Source organism: Uliginosibacterium sangjuense (assembly GCF_059132465.1).
The window spans coordinates 1,681,004-1,695,615 of sequence record NZ_CP101132.1; the positions used below are offsets into that span (position 1 = coordinate 1,681,004).

The 14,612-nt window shown below is 63.0% G+C and carries 15 protein-coding genes; 13 read left to right on the forward strand and 2 right to left on the reverse strand.

The window, feature by feature from the left end; genetic code table 11:
* The first annotated feature begins 9 nt into the window (after window positions 1-9).
* The 5 genes from NMB43_RS07650 to tatC all read left to right on the forward strand — a co-directional run bounded on the left by NMB43_RS07650 (window position 10) and on the right by tatC (window position 2,165).
* On the forward strand, window positions 10-345 hold the full coding sequence (locus NMB43_RS07650; protein ID WP_494351557.1) for a phosphoribosyl-ATP diphosphatase: 336 nt from the start codon (window positions 10-12) through the stop codon (window positions 343-345).
* Complete coding sequence (locus tag NMB43_RS07655; protein WP_494351558.1) at window positions 342-686, forward strand: histidine triad nucleotide-binding protein; 345 nt, start codon at window positions 342-344, stop codon at window positions 684-686. The genes NMB43_RS07650 and NMB43_RS07655 overlap by 4 nt, the downstream gene beginning before the upstream one ends.
* A gap of 10 nt (window positions 687-696) precedes the next feature.
* Window positions 697-921, forward strand: a complete 225-nt coding sequence (tatA, locus tag NMB43_RS07660) for a Sec-independent protein translocase subunit TatA (RefSeq protein WP_494351559.1) — start codon at window positions 697-699, stop codon at window positions 919-921.
* A gap of 68 nt (window positions 922-989) precedes the next feature.
* Complete coding sequence (tatB, locus tag NMB43_RS07665; protein WP_494351560.1) at window positions 990-1,424, forward strand: Sec-independent protein translocase protein TatB; 435 nt, start codon at window positions 990-992, stop codon at window positions 1,422-1,424.
* Window positions 1,425-1,427: 3 nt separating this feature from the next.
* Window positions 1,428-2,165, forward strand: coding sequence for a twin-arginine translocase subunit TatC (tatC, locus tag NMB43_RS07670; RefSeq protein WP_494351561.1), 738 nt, complete (start codon window positions 1,428-1,430; stop codon window positions 2,163-2,165).
* 2 nt (window positions 2,166-2,167) lie between these two features.
* Here tatC and NMB43_RS07675 read toward each other — a convergent pair whose 3' ends face one another.
* Complete coding sequence (locus tag NMB43_RS07675; protein WP_494351562.1) at window positions 2,168-3,322, reverse strand: Do family serine endopeptidase; 1,155 nt, start codon at window positions 3,320-3,322, stop codon at window positions 2,168-2,170.
* A 46-nt stretch (window positions 3,323-3,368) separates the two neighbouring features.
* Here NMB43_RS07675 and NMB43_RS07680 point away from each other — a divergent pair, with 46 nt between their 5' ends.
* Window positions 3,369-4,115, forward strand: coding sequence for a Nif3-like dinuclear metal center hexameric protein (locus NMB43_RS07680; protein ID WP_494352128.1), 747 nt, complete (start codon window positions 3,369-3,371; stop codon window positions 4,113-4,115).
* On the opposite strand, the gene NMB43_RS07685 is transcribed toward NMB43_RS07680, so the two are convergent.
* Window positions 4,112-6,274 (reverse strand): type IV pilus assembly protein FimV, encoded by a 2,163-nt coding sequence (locus NMB43_RS07685; RefSeq protein WP_494351563.1) that lies wholly within the window; start codon window positions 6,272-6,274, stop codon window positions 4,112-4,114. The genes NMB43_RS07680 and NMB43_RS07685 overlap by 4 nt on opposite strands.
* A 357-nt stretch (window positions 6,275-6,631) precedes the next feature.
* Between NMB43_RS07685 and sucC the strand changes: the two genes are divergently transcribed.
* The 7 genes from sucC (at window position 6,632) to NMB43_RS07720 (ending at window position 14,589) form a co-directional block, all read left to right on the forward strand.
* Complete coding sequence (gene sucC, locus NMB43_RS07690) at window positions 6,632-7,792, forward strand: ADP-forming succinate--CoA ligase subunit beta (RefSeq protein ID WP_494351564.1); 1,161 nt, start codon at window positions 6,632-6,634, stop codon at window positions 7,790-7,792.
* Window positions 7,793-7,816: 24 nt separating this feature from the next.
* Window positions 7,817-8,710 (forward strand): succinate--CoA ligase subunit alpha, encoded by an 894-nt coding sequence (gene sucD / locus NMB43_RS07695; RefSeq protein WP_494351565.1) that lies wholly within the window; start codon window positions 7,817-7,819, stop codon window positions 8,708-8,710.
* Between the two features lie 144 nt (window positions 8,711-8,854).
* A complete protein-coding gene (locus NMB43_RS07700) occupies window positions 8,855-9,586 on the forward strand; it encodes a TerC family protein (protein ID WP_494351566.1) in 732 nt (243 codons plus the stop codon).
* 10 nt (window positions 9,587-9,596) lie between these two features.
* The gene (locus NMB43_RS07705; protein WP_494351567.1) at window positions 9,597-10,550 is read left to right on the forward strand and encodes an ornithine cyclodeaminase family protein; all 954 of its coding nucleotides are present in this window, start codon (window positions 9,597-9,599) and stop codon (window positions 10,548-10,550) included.
* An 87-nt stretch (window positions 10,551-10,637) separates the two neighbouring features.
* On the forward strand, window positions 10,638-11,387 hold the full coding sequence (locus NMB43_RS07710; protein WP_494351568.1) for an FHA domain-containing protein: 750 nt from the start codon (window positions 10,638-10,640) through the stop codon (window positions 11,385-11,387).
* A gap of 31 nt (window positions 11,388-11,418) precedes the next feature.
* Window positions 11,419-12,186 carry a 3',5'-cyclic-nucleotide phosphodiesterase gene (locus NMB43_RS07715; RefSeq protein ID WP_494351569.1) on the forward strand — a complete coding sequence of 256 codons (768 nt, stop codon included), beginning with the start codon at window positions 11,419-11,421 and terminating at the stop codon, window positions 12,184-12,186.
* A gap of 42 nt (window positions 12,187-12,228) precedes the next feature.
* Window positions 12,229-14,589: a GspE/PulE family protein gene (locus NMB43_RS07720; protein WP_494351570.1), complete on the forward strand. Its 2,361-nt coding sequence runs from the start codon at window positions 12,229-12,231 to the stop codon at window positions 14,587-14,589.
* Window positions 14,590-14,612 lie beyond the last annotated feature (23 nt).

A 14,612-nucleotide genomic window follows, 5' to 3' on the forward strand; every position in this document is an offset into this window, starting at 1 on the left:
GAGTCCAAGATGATCGATCCTGAAGTGCTGCAACGCCTCTCTGCGACCCTGGTCGAGCGCAAGTCTGCGCCGCCTGAGTCGTCCTATGTGTCGAGCCTGTATGCCAAGGGCACCGATGCCATCTGCAAGAAGGTGGCGGAGGAGGCGGCCGAGACCATCATGGCAGCCAAGGACGGTGACCTGCGCCACATCGTCTATGAAGTGACTGACCTATGGTTCCATTCCCTGATCCTGCTCGCCCAGTTCGGCCTCTCGGCCGACGACGTGCTGGTGGAGTTCCGGCGTCGCGAGGGCATCTCCGGTATTGATGAGAAAAACGCGCGTAACAAGGGCACGGCAAAATGAGCGACTGCATCTTCTGCAAGATCGTGGCGGGCCAGATTCCCTGCAACAAGGTTTATGAGGACGAACTGGTGTTCGCCTTCCGTGACATCCGACCACAGGCCCAGACGCACATCCTGGTGATCCCCAAGCAGCACATCGAGACGCTGGCCGACGTGAGCGCGGCGGATACGCCCCTGATGGGTGCGCTGCTCGCCGCAGTACCGCGGATTGCGCTGGCGGAGGGCTGCCAGCAGGGCTGGCGCACCATCATCAACACCGGCAGGTACGGTGGGCAGGAGGTGTATCATCTGCACCTTCACATCCTTGGCGGGCAGCCCATGCCGGCCATGCTGAAATACTGAGGAGAAGTACATGGGTTCCTTTAGCATCTGGCACTGGTTGATCGTGCTGGTCATCGTGGCGCTGGTCTTCGGGACCAAGAAGCTGCGCAACATCGGGGAAGACCTCGGTGGCGCCGTGAAGGGCTTCAAGCAGGGCCTCAAGGATGGCTCGGAGGAGCAGGCTGCAGGCAAGCCCGCACAGCAGATCGACGCCGGGCAGACAGTGGATGCCGAGGCTCGCGAGAAGAAGAGCTGAGGCTCGCCGGATCGGCGACGGGGGCGCGCACGCGCCCCTTTCCGTTTTCAGGGACCGGATGAGGCAGCATGTTTGATATCGGGATGTGGGAGTTGTTTGTCATCGGAGTCGTGGCGTTGATCGTCATCGGCCCCGAGGAACTGCCGCGTGTGGCGCGGACCACCGGTCACCTGTTGGGTCGCCTGCGGCGCTACGTGTCGGACGTGAAGTCGGACATCAGCCGCGAGATGGAAATGGCTGATCTCAAGCGCATGCAGGAATCGGTGACTGAATCGGCGCGCGAGTTGCAGCACTCCCTCAACGAACAGGCGCAGGCCCTGGAGCAGCAGTTCAGCAACGTCACCGCAGACGTACCCGCACAGACTGAGTTGCTTCCCCCGGCGTCGCCGGCTGAGCCCGGGCACCTCGCAGTGTCTGAGCCACAGCCCGAGGCGCAGCCGGAGAGGGACGAGAACCAACTGGATATGTTTGGCGCGGGGCCAGACAGCAAGGTGCGGAGCTGAGGCGTGGTACAACAAGATACCCAGGACACCTTCCTGTCCCATCTGGTGGAGTTACGCAACCGCTTGGTGCGCGCGGTGATCGCCTTGCTGGCAGTCTTCCTGTGTCTGATGCCCTGGTCGTCCGACATCTACGACCTGCTGGCCAGCCCGATGCTCAAGGCGCTGCCTGAAGGCACCCGCATGATCGCCACTGGCGTGGTCACACCTTTCTTCGTGCCGATGAAAGTCACCATGTTGGTGGCATTGGTCCTGGCACTGCCCTACGTGTTGTACCAGGCCTGGGCCTTTGTCGCCCCTGGTTTGTATGCACATGAGCGTCGCTTCGCCGCGCCGCTGATCATGGGGAGCACCTTCCTGTTCCTCTGCGGAATGGCCTTTTGCTATTTCTTTGTGTTTGGCACGGTATTCAAGTTCATCTACTCGATCGCCCCCAAGACCGTTACGGTGGCGCCTGACATCGAGCAGTACCTGTCCTTCGTCATGACCATGTTCCTCGCTTTCGGCGTGACTTTTGAAGTGCCGGTGGCGGTGATCCTGCTGGTCAAGACCGGTATCGTGAGTGTGGCCAAACTACGCGAGTGGCGTTCTTATGTGATCGTGGGCGCCTTCGTGGTGGCGGCCGTCGTAACGCCGCCGGACGTGGTGTCGCAACTGATGCTGGCGATCCCCATGTGCCTGCTGTTCGAACTTGGCCTGGTGATCGCGGCCATGGTCGACCGCAAGAAGACACAGACCGCCTGAGCCTATTGGCGCCCCATCGGTGGTCGCCGGCTGACCTGTACGTTGGTTTCCACCGTCTGCCCCTGGCGCCAGAAGCGGAGCCGGGCGAGTTGGCCAGGGGGCAGCTTGGCGATGGCCTCCAGCAGGCTTTGTGGGTCGGCGCAAGGTTTGCCGTCGATCTGGGTCACCACGTCACCTGGTGACAGGCCGCCGCGATGTGCGGGGCCGTTGGCGACCAGCCCGGCGATCAGCGCCCCTTGTGCCGGCATGCCGTAGGAAGCGACGAGATCGGGCGTGACATCCTGCACCTCCACCCCGATCCAGCCGCGCTCGACGCTGCCATGCTTGATGATCTGCTCCATTACGCTACGTGCGAAGCTGGCCGGGATGGCGAAGCCGATGCCCAGCGAACCGCCGGAGCGTGAGTAAATGGCGGTGTTGATCCCGACCAGGCGGCCTTCCGTATCGATCAGTGCGCCGCCCGAGTTGCCGGGATTGATGGCGGCGTCGGTCTGGATGAAATGCTCGAAGGTGTTGATCCCCAGGTGAGAGCGCCCAAGTGCGCTGACGATCCCCATCGTGACGGTCTGGCCGACGCCGAAGGGGTTGCCGATGGCCAGCACCACGTCGCCTACGCGCAGATTGTCGCTGTTGGTGAATTGGATCGCCGGCAAGGGCTCCTGCGTGGTGATGCGCAGTACGGCGAGATCCGTATCCTCGTCGCGCCCGACCAGGCGGGCCGGCAGCTTGCGTCCATCTTGCAGCGCCACCTCGATTTCGTCGGCCGCGTCGATCACGTGATTGTTGGTCAGGATGTAGCCTTCGGTGCTGACCAGTACACCGGAGCCGAGCCCTGATGCTTTGCGCTGGGTCTGTCGCTCGAGCCGGTCGCCGAAAAAGTGGCGGAACACCGGGTCGTCCATGAAAGGATGCCGCGGGCTGCGGATTTCCTTGCTGGTGAAGATATGGACCACCGAGGGCAGGGCGCGCTGGGCGCCGTCGCGGTAGCTCGGCATGCCGCCCGATGCCGGCGCGGGGAGCGAAGCGGGCGGCGGCGCGGCGGGGGCGGTGGTGGGGCGACTGAAGGCCAGCCATTCAGGCTTGAGCGTCGTGACCACGAACAGCACGGCCACGGCCACGGTCACCGATTGTGCGAACAGGAGCCACAGGCGATGCATAATCCGCTGCTAAGAGAAGGAGGTTGGAGTGAGTGCGCGCGTCACCATCGGAAGAGCGGAGCTGCAAGCCTACCTGGATGCCTTGTTGGGCAGCGCGAGCTTCAAGGATTATTGCCCAAACGGTTTGCAGGTGGAAGGACGGGAGCGGGTCGCGCATGTCGTCTGTGGGGTGACGGCGAGCCAGGCGCTGATCGAGTTTGCGGCGGCCGCGCAGGCCGATGCGATCCTGGTCCATCACGGCTGGTTCTGGCGGGGTGAGGATGGGCGCGTGACCGGCTTCCGCAAGCGACGTATGGCAAGCCTCCTGCAACATGACATCAGCTTGTTTGCCTACCACCTGCCGCTCGACGCGCATGCGGAGTTGGGCAACAACGTCCAACTGGCGCGCGTGCTGGGCTGGACGGTGGAAGGGCACTGCGGGGAGCGCGATCTGGTTTGCCTGGGGCGACCCGAACATGCCCTCACCGCCGGGCAACTGGCCCGTTCGGTGGCGGCGCGCCTGGGGCGGGAACCGCAGCTCATTGGCGATCCGGCACGCCCGGTCGCTTGTGTCGCATGGTGCACGGGGGCGGCACAAGGCGCTTTCGAGGACGCCATCCTGGCGGGGGCTGATCTCTACCTGTCTGGCGAAATCTCGGAGCCCACCGTCCACCTGGCGCGCGAGACGGGCATTGCCTACCTGGCGGCGGGGCACCATGCCACGGAGCGCTACGGGGTGAAGGCCCTGGGCGAGCACCTGGCTGGCCACTTCGGCATCAAGGTGAGCTTCGCTGACCTAGATAACCCGGTCTAGGGGCGGGGTTTCTTGTCCGGCAGGCTGAAGTCGATGGCCGATGTCTGGCTGTCCGACGAACCGAAGTCGTCTAGATTGATGTGCAGCGTCTTGCTCAGATCCATGGTCTCGATGTCGAAGTCGACGCTGCTGCCGGACACTTCGTCTGCTGCTTCCTCGATGTTCAGGTCGAGCGGGGCGATCATCGCTTCCGGAGGAGTCTTGACCTGCAGGGTTTCCGGATTCGGTGTCGTGGCCGGTGGTGTATTGGCGCTCTCGTCGTCGGGACGATAGGCGCCCAGGTGCGATTCCAGGATCGCGAGGAGCAGCAGGATTTCGTCGATGATCGCCAGCGGGAACCCCTGGCGCGTGCCCTGGCGGTTGTCGCGCAGCAGCTCGTGCAGGTAGGCCTGGCAGTCACGCTTGCCCCAGGTGTCGCTCAGTTTCTTGGCGATGTGGGGCATGTTTTCCAGCGACTCTGGCGCACGCAGCGCGCCCTCGAAGTCTTCCCAGCCGACCGGCTTCACGTTGAAGGTCTTGTTGAGCTGGGAACACAGGGCGTCGAATTCTGTTCGCATATTGGCGGCGCGGTACACCTCCAGCAACTTGATCCAGGGCTTGACGGCCTGCTTGGGGTTGCTGCGGATGAAATCGGCCAGAGTCTGCGCCGCGCCGTGCACACGCCCGAAGGACATCATGATCTCGGCTAGTTCGACGGCTGAATCGTGTTCCTCGACCTCATCTTCAATCTGCAGGACCGAGGCGGGGCCCACGCTGGCGACCGACATCGGCCCCAGGGCGCCTTCCACCATGGCGGCTGCGCGGGGCGAGCCGCTGCCAGTGCTCGCCAGCGTGCCGACCTGCTCGACCTCGCGCTCGGGCCAGATGTCGGCCTCGTTGAGCGGTTCGAACAACTCATCCATGTTGTCCTGGGCCGGGGCGACCGCATTGCTGGCCGGCGGGGCGGCGAGCGGAACGTCTTCCGTTGCGCCATTTCGTCGCAGGCGTAGCCACAGCCAGGCCCCTACGGCCAGCACGAGAATCAGTAAAACACCCGCCAGCCAGGCCAGCGCGTTGTCCCGGCTGAAGCTGGAGGGGGGCGCTGTTGCTGGCTTGGCGGCGGGCAGGGCCGGGGTCGGCGTGCTCGCAGCAGGGGCGGCGAGGGCTGTTGGCGAGGCGCCCTGTGCCTGGCGCTGCAGTTCGGCCTCAAGACGGGCTGCATCGTTGCGCAACTGGTCCTGCAGCGCTTCCAGCCGTCGCAGCCGGTCGGACAATTCGATCTGGGTGGCGATCTTCTCGTCCAGCGCGCTGAGCAACTGCATTTCGGTACGCAGGCGGTCGCGTTCGGTTTCCTTCAGCTCACGGTACTGCCCTAGGCTGAGCGACAACTGGAGGCCTCCCTCTTGGCCGTCCGCGATACGCAGGCGGGGTTGCGGCGCAACGGCCCGAGCCGCAGCAGGCGCCGTACTGCGAGTCGCGCGAGCCGGGGCTGCTTCACTGCGCAGCGGAACCGCTGGCGGCGCGGGCATGTTGATCAATGAACCTTCAGGGAAAGGCGTGTCGATGCTGGCGCCGCTGCCAAGCGAAGCGGTGTTGGCAGCCACAATTTGTTCGGCCAATTGACGCTGGGTCGCGCGGCGACCCCCTGCCAGTTCGGCGGCGATGCTCGCGGCGGTCTCACCGGCCTGCGTGCGGCGTAGGGCGGTACTGCCATCGGCCGGCTTGGGGGTGTTTGGCGCGTGGGGTGTGGCTACGGGCGTGGCCGTCATCGCTGCCAGTTGCTGCAGGTCCGGGGGGTCCAGCAGCAGGGCGTATTCCCGCCGTAATTGGACACCGCAACTGACTTGCAGGCCCAACATGATGGCCGGCGAATTCACCGGGCGCTGGGTGGTGACGAGGATTCGCTTATTGCCCCCGCCCTCGTCGCTGACCGTGGCCCGGGCATCGCGTACCCAGGGAATGTCTTCGTTTGCCTGCCCGGGAGGCGCAAGGCGTACGCAGTCCTCTGTGAAGCGCCCGTCGATCTGGACCGGAATTTCGACCTTCAATGGTTCGCCCAGATAGCTCAGCGTGCGTGCGCTGCCGATCGTAGCTGCCGAGGCGGGCAGAGTCAGCGCCAGCACAAGTGCCGGACCGGAGAGCCAGCGCAGGCGTGGCAGGCTGCAGCATGCCCCGGGCATGGGCGGGAGGTCAGACCAGTCTTCTTTATGGGCGGGGCAGGTCATCAGGCCGGATTCTAATGGAGGCGTTCAAACCGCAGTGGGCATATTTATCGGCAAAAAGCACCAATATTCGTGCGTTGAATAACGATCCAGGGGGCTGGTACCGGGTCTGAGTTCCCTTGGCGGAAGGGAGGAAGCTGCGCTCCCGGGGCGCTTTCCGCTACAATGTTCGACGCTCATGCCCTTGAATTGTCAGGACAAGCCCGTAGAAGGCCTTGCCGCAGGAGAGGGTCTGATCTCCTCAACTCATCAAGAGATGTCTAATCCCGAGCGGTCGGACCGGGACCGGCCCGCATGCTCGTTCGAAGGGCAATTATGAAGATCCACGAATATCAAGCGAAAGAGATCCTGCGCAAATACGGAGTCGTGACCCCCCGCGGCATTCCGTGCTTCAGCGTCGATGAGGCCGTCAAGGCGGCTGATGAACTGGGCGGCTCGATCTGGGTGGTCAAGGCCCAGATTCACGCCGGTGGCCGCGGCAAGGGCGGTGGCGTCAAACTCGCCCGTTCCAAGGATGATGTGAAGAAGATCGCTGGCGAGATTCTCGGCATGCAACTGATCACGCATCAGACCGGTCCGGAAGGCCAGAAGGTGCGTCGCCTGATGATCGAAGAAGGCGCCGACATCAAGAAGGAATACTACGTTGCCGCGCTGACCGACCGTGCCACGCAGAAGGTGGCCATGATGGCCTCTTCCGAGGGCGGCATGGACATCGAGGAAGTCGCGCACAGCACCCCCGAGAAGATCATCAAGGTTTTCGTCGATCCGGCCACCGGCCTGACCGACGCGCAAGGCCTGGAGCTCGCCAAGGGCATCGGCGTGCCGGAAGCCTCGATCGCCAAGGCGGTCGACACTTTCAAGAAGCTCTACACCTGCTACATGGAAACCGATGCCTCGCTGGCGGAAATCAACCCGCTGATCCTGGAAGGCAACGGCAACATCAAGGCGCTGGACGCCAAGTTCAACTTCGACGCCAACGCGCTGTTCCGTCACCCGGAAATCGTCGAATATCGCGATCTGGATGAAGAGGATCCGGCCGAAATCGAAGCTTCCAAGTTCGATCTGGCCTACATCTCGCTGGATGGCAACATCGGCTGTCTGGTGAACGGCGCCGGTCTGGCCATGGCCACCATGGACACCATCAAGCTGTTCGGTGCTGAGCCGGCCAACTTCCTGGATGTGGGTGGTGGTGCGACGACCGAGAAGGTCACCGAAGCCTTCAAGATCATGCTCAAGAACCCTGCGGTGAAGGGCATCCTGGTCAACATCTTCGGCGGCATCATGAAGTGCGACACCATCGCCAACGGCGTGGTGACGGCCGCGCGCGAAGTGAAGCTGGGCGTGCCGCTGGTGGTGCGCATGAAGGGCACCAACGAGGATCTCGGCAAGAAGATTCTGGCCGAGTCCGGCCTGCCCATCATCTCTGCCGACACCATGGCAGAAGCCGCCCAGAAGATTGTTGCTGCCGTGGCGTAAGCCGGGCCACCAGGAGTTCAGAACATGTCGATTTACATCAACAAAGATACCAAGGTCATCACCCAGGGCATTACCGGCAAGACCGGCCAGTTCCACACCGAGAAGTGCCAGGAGTATGCCAACGGCAAGAATTGCTTCGTGGCCGGCGTGAACCCCAAGAAGGCGGGCGAGTCGATCTTCAACATCCCCATCTACGGTTCGGTCAAGGAAGCAGCGGCGCAGACCGGCGCCACCGTGTCGGTGATCTACGTGCCGCCGGCGGGCGCTGCCGCCGCGATCTGGGAAGCCGTCGAGGCTGATCTGGATCTGGCCATCTGCATCACCGAAGGCATCCCTGTGCGCGACATGCTGGAAGTGCGCAACCGCATGAAGGCCAAGGAAGCCGCCGGTGGCAAGAAGACCCTGCTGCTGGGCCCGAACTGCCCCGGTCTGATCACGCCGGACGAGATTAAGATCGGCATCATGCCGGGTCACATCCACCGCAAGGGGCGCATCGGCGTCGTGTCGCGTTCCGGCACGCTGACCTATGAAGCCGTGGCGCAGCTGACCGAAATCGGCCTGGGCCAGTCGTCCGCCGTTGGTATCGGCGGCGACCCCATCAACGGACTGAAGCACATCGACGTGATGAAGGCCTTCAACGACGATCCCGACACCGATGCCGTCATCATGATCGGTGAAATCGGTGGTCCGGACGAAGCCGAAGCCGCGCAATGGTGCAAGGCCAACATGAAGAAGCCGGTGGTCGGCTTCATCGCCGGTGTGACGGCTCCGGCCGGCAAGCGCATGGGCCACGCGGGCGCGCTGATCTCTGGTGGCGCAGATACCGCCGACGCCAAGCTCGCCATCATGGAAGAGTGCGGTTTCAAGGTGACGCGCAACCCGTCCGAGATGGGCAAGCTGCTCAAGAGCGTGCTGTAATCGCGCAAGAAGTGTGTGAAGCAGGCCGCCTTGGCGGCCTGTTTTACTTTTGTACGGCGGGAATGCGGATTGGGCATGCCTGCATCAGGATGCGCTCGGACATGAGTGCTAGTCTTTCCGGTTTCGTGTTTGTTGGGGGTGGGTATGGAGATGTTGATGGAGCCGGCTTTCTGGCTCGCAGTCAGTCAGATCATCATGATCGACATCGTGTTGGGCGGCGATAACGCCGTGGTGATTGCGTTGGCCTGTCGCAAGTTGCCGCCGGCACAACGCACCAAAGGCATTCTCTGGGGCACCGCTGGCGCGATCGTGCTGCGCGTGATCCTGATCTTCTTCGCGCTGATCCTGCTCAAAGTGCCTTTCCTCAAGCTGATTGGTGCCGCGTTGCTGATCTGGATCGGGATCAAGCTGCTCATGCCGGAACAGGAGGATGAACACGGGAGTATTCAGGCAAGTGATCGTCTGTGGGCTGCGGTGAAGACGGTCATCGTGGCGGATTTCGTGATGAGCCTGGACAACGTCATTGCGATTGCGGGGGCCGCCGAGGGCGCGGGTGGCGATCACAAGATGCCGCTGGTGATATTCGGCCTGCTGGTCAGCATTCCGATCATCGTGTGGGGCAGCCAATTGGTCATCAAGCTGATGGATCGTTTCCCAGTCGTGATTACGCTGGGTGCGATGTTGCTGGGCTGGATTGCGGGTCATATGGCGGTGACTGACCCTGTCGTGGTGCCTTACCTTGCGGCGAACGGGGAGTCCGAGGTTGCTCGGACGGTGGTCTATGTGGCGTCAGGCTGTGGCGCCCTGCTGGTGCTGTTGCTCGGTCGCTGGTTTGCCGGCCGGCGGGAGATCGTGGCGGGCAATACCGATACTTGAGGAAGAGAGCATGGCGCTGTATCTGAGCGAGGCTGAAGTTGGGCGCCTGATCGACATGCCGGCAGCCATCGCGGCGGTTGAGGCGGCGCACCGTGATCATGCCGTTGGTCTGGCTCAGGATGTGCCGCGCCATCGCACGCGGGCGGGGAGCGCCATGCTGCATTTGATGCAGGGAAGCTTCCCCGCGCGCAATGTGATGGGCTTCAAGTCCTACACCACCTCGGCAGGTGGTGCGCGCTTCTGGCTGCATCTCTTCGACACCCGTTCGGGTGAGCCCCTGGCTGTGATTGAAGCCGATCTGCTGGGCATGATGCGGACCGGGGCCGCTGGTGCCGTGGCGGCCCGCTTACTGGCGCGTCCTACTGCCCGCGTGGCCGGCGTAATCGGTGCCGGCTGGCAGGCTCGTGGGCAGATTCTGGGCTTGGTGCAACTGCCCGGCATCGAGCGGTTTCAGGTCTTTGCCCGCAACCCTGAGCGGTTGCGGGTTTTCTGCGCCGATTTGACGGCGGAGACGGGACGCGAGATCGTGCCGGTGGGCAGTGTGGCGGCAGCGGCCGAAGGGGCGGACATTTTCGTGACGGTGACCACGGCCAGTGAGCCAATGGTGGGAGCCGATCTCCTGCAAACAGGCATGCACGTCAACGCGGTGGGCTCCAATGCGCTGACGCGTCGCGAGTTGGAAGAGAAGGCCGTGCTGCGGGCTGACCTGATCTGTGTGGACAGCGTGGCGACGGCTTCCAAGGAGGCGGGCGACCTCTTTTCAGCCTTGGAAAAGGGCCGCCTATCGGTTCGTGCCCTGGTTGAACTGGGGGATGTGTTGCTGGGGCGCCACCCCGGACGTACGGGCGAGCACCAGGTCACGTTGTTCGAATCGCAGGGGCTGGCTATTCAGGATCTGGCGCTGGGTGCCGAAATCCTCACACGGGCCCGTGCCGCTGGCCTGGGAATCGCGCTACCCTATTAAACTGCAATTGCAGAGACCGGCACCCGCATGCCCCACTGCTGGGGTGGATTGCCGGACCGCGCAACGTGAAGAGGTAAAGAGGCGAAGATGGCGAAGCTGATCCTCAGCATGGATGGTCTGGTACTCAAGGAAATTCCGTTGACCAAGGAGCGAACCTCCATTGGCCGCAAGCCCCATAACGACATCCAGATCGATAACCTGGCGATCAGCGGGGAGCACGCGGTGATCGTGACCATCCTCAACGACGCTTTCCTGGAAGACCTCAACAGCACCAACGGAACCTACGTCAACAGCCAGCCGGTCAAGAAGCACGTGCTGAAGGACAACGACGTGGTGGAACTGGGCAAGTACCGCCTCAAGTTCATCAAGGATGTGCCGGACTTCTCTGCCGGCAGCACCTTCGAAAAAGCTTTCATTGCGCCAACCGAGGCCGCCACCCTGGGGGCTGCCCCGCGCGCGCACACTGACACCATGGTGGGCTTCGGCGCCGAGGCGACGGTGACCGACGCCTCCACTACTTCCGGCTGGGTGGCGCCGGGCGAGGGGGGCGAGCCTGCCGCCAACGAGGCGATGGGGGTGGTGCAGATTCTCTCGGGCCGCAACGCCGGGCGCGAGCTGGAGCTGTCCAAGTCGCTCACGACCCTGGGCAAGCCTGGATCGCAGGTGGCCGTCATCACGCGCCGCCCGCATGGTTACTTCATCACCCATGTCGAGGGTGACAGCTTCCCCATCCTGAATGGCCGTCAGCTCGATGCGCAGGCGCATCTGCTGGCCGACCACGATGTGATCGAAATTGCGGGGGTCAAGATGGAGTTCTATCTCCGACCCAATCCCTGAGCCCTTCGGCTCGCGTCCCCGGAGTCAGAGCATGCAGGTCAGGGTACTCGGGTGTAGTGGCGGGATAGGCGGCCCCGATCAGCACACCACGGCCTTGTTGGTTGACGATGATGTACTGGTGGATTGTGGGACCGGTGTCGGGCGCCTGGGGCTGGATGCCTTGCAGGCTATAGATCACGTATTTCTGACCCACGCCCATTTGGATCATGTGGCGCTGCTGCCCTTGCTGATCGACACCGTGGGCGATCTGCGTCGTGCGTCGATTACCCTGCATGCCTCGGACGCGACCTTGCGCCTGCTGCGCACGCATATCTTCAACTGGTTGATCTGGCCTGATTTCACCGCGATCCCGGACCGCATCAATCCCTATCTGGCAATGCAGGCCATGCGTCTGGGGGAGGTGGTTGAACTGGGGGAACGCCGGATCTGCTCGATTCCCGCGCTGCATTCGGTGCCGGCGGTGGGGTATCGGCTCAGTGCGCCCGGGGGGAGCCTGATCTTCTCGGGCGATACCACGATGTCGGAGAGCATGATCGAGGCCATCAACCAGACGCATGACCTGCGCTATCTCATCATCGAGACGGCCTTCTCCAATGCCCAGCAGGATCTGGCGCTGGCGGCCCGCCACATGTCGCCCGCAATTCTGCACCGGGTGCTGGATCGCCTGACCGTCACGCCTGAGGTCTATGTCACCCATCTCAAGCCGGGTAGCGCGGAAAACATGCTGACCGAGATCACCGACTATGACGGCTTGCTGAAACCGCAGATACTGCGCAACGATCAAGTCTTCGAGCTGTAATGCCGTTGATTCAGGCGACGATAGTTTCTGGAGCCCCCGCCCATGGAATCTCCTGCCCCGAACAAGATCAGCCGTAGCAGCCTGGCGCGTCGCCTGGCCTTCTTCAAGCGGCTGCAGGCCCTGACCCAGACAATCCACGCTGCGCCCAACATCGACAGCATCATTGCCGAGATCAGTAGCGAGGTCTGCTCCTTGTTTGGCGCCGAGCGCATGTCGGTGTACCTCGTCGACAAGACGGGCACCACCATCAGCACGCACGTCAAGACAGGCAGCAACCTGCCCCCGGCGATCCGTTTGCCCATCTCGGACCGCAGCATCGCCGGCTACTGTGCTTCGCACCAGTTGATGCTGAACATCCGCAATGTCTACGACGAGGCCGAACTCAAAGGCTTGTCCCCGTCGCTGGAGTTCCGTCACGAGGTGGACGACCGCAGCGGTTACCACTGCAAGCAGATGCTGGTGGCCCCGCTGGTACAGGCCGACAACGGCGCCTTGCTGGGGGTGCTACAACTGATCAACACCACGGACGACGAGCCCTTCTCGCAGATCGAGGAGGAGGGCATTCTCGGCTTGGCGCATACGCTGTCCATGGCCTTCCTGCAGAGGCTCAAGGCCAGTCAGCCTCTGCGTGGCAAGTACGAGTATCTGGTGGTGGATGGGCGCCTGGTCGAAGAACAGTTGGTGCGCGCCGAGGAACTGGCGCGCACGCGTGGCGTCAGCGTCGAGACGGTGTTGCGCGAGGAGTTCCAGTGCACGCTGCAGGAGATCGGCGAATCGATGTCGCGCTTCTATGCCGTGCCATATGAGCCCTATCGGGCCGGGCGCATCAAGCCGATGGACTTGCTGCGCAACCTCAAGCGCGAGTACGTCGATAAGAGTCAGTGGCTGCCGCTGGAGGAGACGCAGGAGGGGATTGTGATCCTGGCCGTCGATCCCGAGCAGGTAATCGGCTCCCGTGTGGTCTCCAACATCTTCCAGCGCAGCAAGATCGTGTACCGCGTGTGCACCCAGCGCGAGTTCGACCAGACGGTCGAGCAGTTCTTCGAGCAAAGCCTGGACGACTCCTCGGTCAGCGATATCCTGTCCGACCTTGGCGAAGACGAGCGCGATGGCGGTGGCAGCGACGATCTGCATGCGGCGGCCGACAACGAACTGGTGAAGCTGGTCAACCGCATCATTGTCGATGCGCACCGGCAGGGCGCCTCAGATATCCACATCGAACCGCGCCCGGGCAAGGAGAAGACCCTGGTGCGCTTCCGCAAGGACGGCTCGCTCTACCCCTACATCGAGGTGCCCGCCAGCTATCGCAGCCCGCTGGTGGCGCGTATCAAGATCATGTGCGACCTGGACATCGCCGAGAAGCGCAAGCCCCAGGACGGCAAGATCAAGTTCCGCAAGTTCGGCCCGCTGGACCTCGAGCTGCGCGTCGCCACTATCCCCACCGCAGGCGGCATGGAGGATGTCGTGATGCGCTTGCTGGCGCATGGGGAGCCCCTGCCGCTCGATGACCTGGCCATCTCAACGCACAACCTGGAACGTCTCAAGGACACCGTCAGCAAGCCCTATGGCATCTTTTTCGTCTGCGGCCCTACCGGCTCAGGCAAGACCACGACCCTGCACTCCATCCTCAAGTACATCAATCACCCTGACACCAAGATCTGGACCGCCGAAGATCCGGTCGAAATCACCCAGAAAGGCCTGCGCCAGGTGCAGGTGAACCGCAAGGCGGGGTTGGACTTCGCGACGGTCATGCGGGCCTTCCTGCGTGCCGATCCCGACGTGATCATGGTGGGTGAGATGCGCGATACAGAGACGGTGTCGATCGGGCTTGAAGCCTCGCTGACCGGCCACCTGGTGTTCTCGACCCTGCACACCAACAGCGCACCGGAATCGGTGGTGCGCCTGCTGGATATGGGGATGGACCCGTTCAACTTTGCCGATGCCTTGCTGGGCGTACTGGCGCAGCGTCTGGCCAAACGTCTTTGCAAGAGTTGCAAGAAGGCACATATTGCCCACGAGGCCGAGATCGAGTCCTTGCTTGACGAGTACTGCGAGGACTTGCGCAAGACGGTCGAGTTCGCGGCCGATCCGCAGGCCGCCCGGAGCCGCCTGCGCGAAGCGTGGCGCAAGCAGTTTGCAGACGAATCAGGACGCATCTTGCTGTATGAACCTGCAGGCTGCGACGCCTGCAATGGCAGCGGTTACCGTGGCCGGGTCGGTCTGCATGAACTGATGCTGGGCACTGAGGACGTGCGGCGGCGTATCCAGACCCGCAGCATGGTGGCCGATTTGCTGGTGACCGCACTTGAGGACGGCATGCGAACCCTGCGCCAGGACGGTATCGAAAAGGTGCTGTCGGGTGTCACCGACATGGTGCAGGTGCGCAAGGTCTGCCTGCGCTGAGTCAGGATGTGTCGCGGCGCGCG

Excerpts from the sequence above, each read along its gene's own strand:
- NMB43_RS07650 (WP_494351557.1), top strand. The coding sequence starts at position 10 with ATGATCGATCCTGAAGTGCTGCAACGCCTCTCTGCGACCCTGGTCGAG.
- NMB43_RS07655 (WP_494351558.1), top strand. The coding sequence starts at position 342 with ATGAGCGACTGCATCTTCTGCAAGATCGTGGCGGGCCAGATTCCCTGC.
- tatA (WP_494351559.1), top strand. The coding sequence starts at position 697 with ATGGGTTCCTTTAGCATCTGGCACTGGTTGATCGTGCTGGTCATCGTG.
- tatB (WP_494351560.1), top strand. The coding sequence starts at position 990 with ATGTTTGATATCGGGATGTGGGAGTTGTTTGTCATCGGAGTCGTGGCG.
- NMB43_RS07675 (WP_494351562.1), bottom strand. The coding sequence starts at position 3,322 with ATGCATCGCCTGTGGCTCCTGTTCGCACAATCGGTGACCGTGGCCGTG.
- NMB43_RS07685 (WP_494351563.1), bottom strand. The coding sequence starts at position 6,274 with ATGCCCGGGGCATGCTGCAGCCTGCCACGCCTGCGCTGGCTCTCCGGT.
- sucC (WP_494351564.1), top strand. The coding sequence starts at position 6,632 with ATGAAGATCCACGAATATCAAGCGAAAGAGATCCTGCGCAAATACGGA.
- sucD (WP_494351565.1), top strand. The coding sequence starts at position 7,817 with ATGTCGATTTACATCAACAAAGATACCAAGGTCATCACCCAGGGCATT.
- NMB43_RS07700 (WP_494351566.1), top strand. The coding sequence starts at position 8,855 with ATGGAGATGTTGATGGAGCCGGCTTTCTGGCTCGCAGTCAGTCAGATC.
- NMB43_RS07705 (WP_494351567.1), top strand. The coding sequence starts at position 9,597 with ATGGCGCTGTATCTGAGCGAGGCTGAAGTTGGGCGCCTGATCGACATG.
- NMB43_RS07710 (WP_494351568.1), top strand. The coding sequence starts at position 10,638 with ATGGCGAAGCTGATCCTCAGCATGGATGGTCTGGTACTCAAGGAAATT.
- NMB43_RS07715 (WP_494351569.1), top strand. The coding sequence starts at position 11,419 with ATGCAGGTCAGGGTACTCGGGTGTAGTGGCGGGATAGGCGGCCCCGAT.
- NMB43_RS07720 (WP_494351570.1), top strand. The coding sequence starts at position 12,229 with ATGGAATCTCCTGCCCCGAACAAGATCAGCCGTAGCAGCCTGGCGCGT.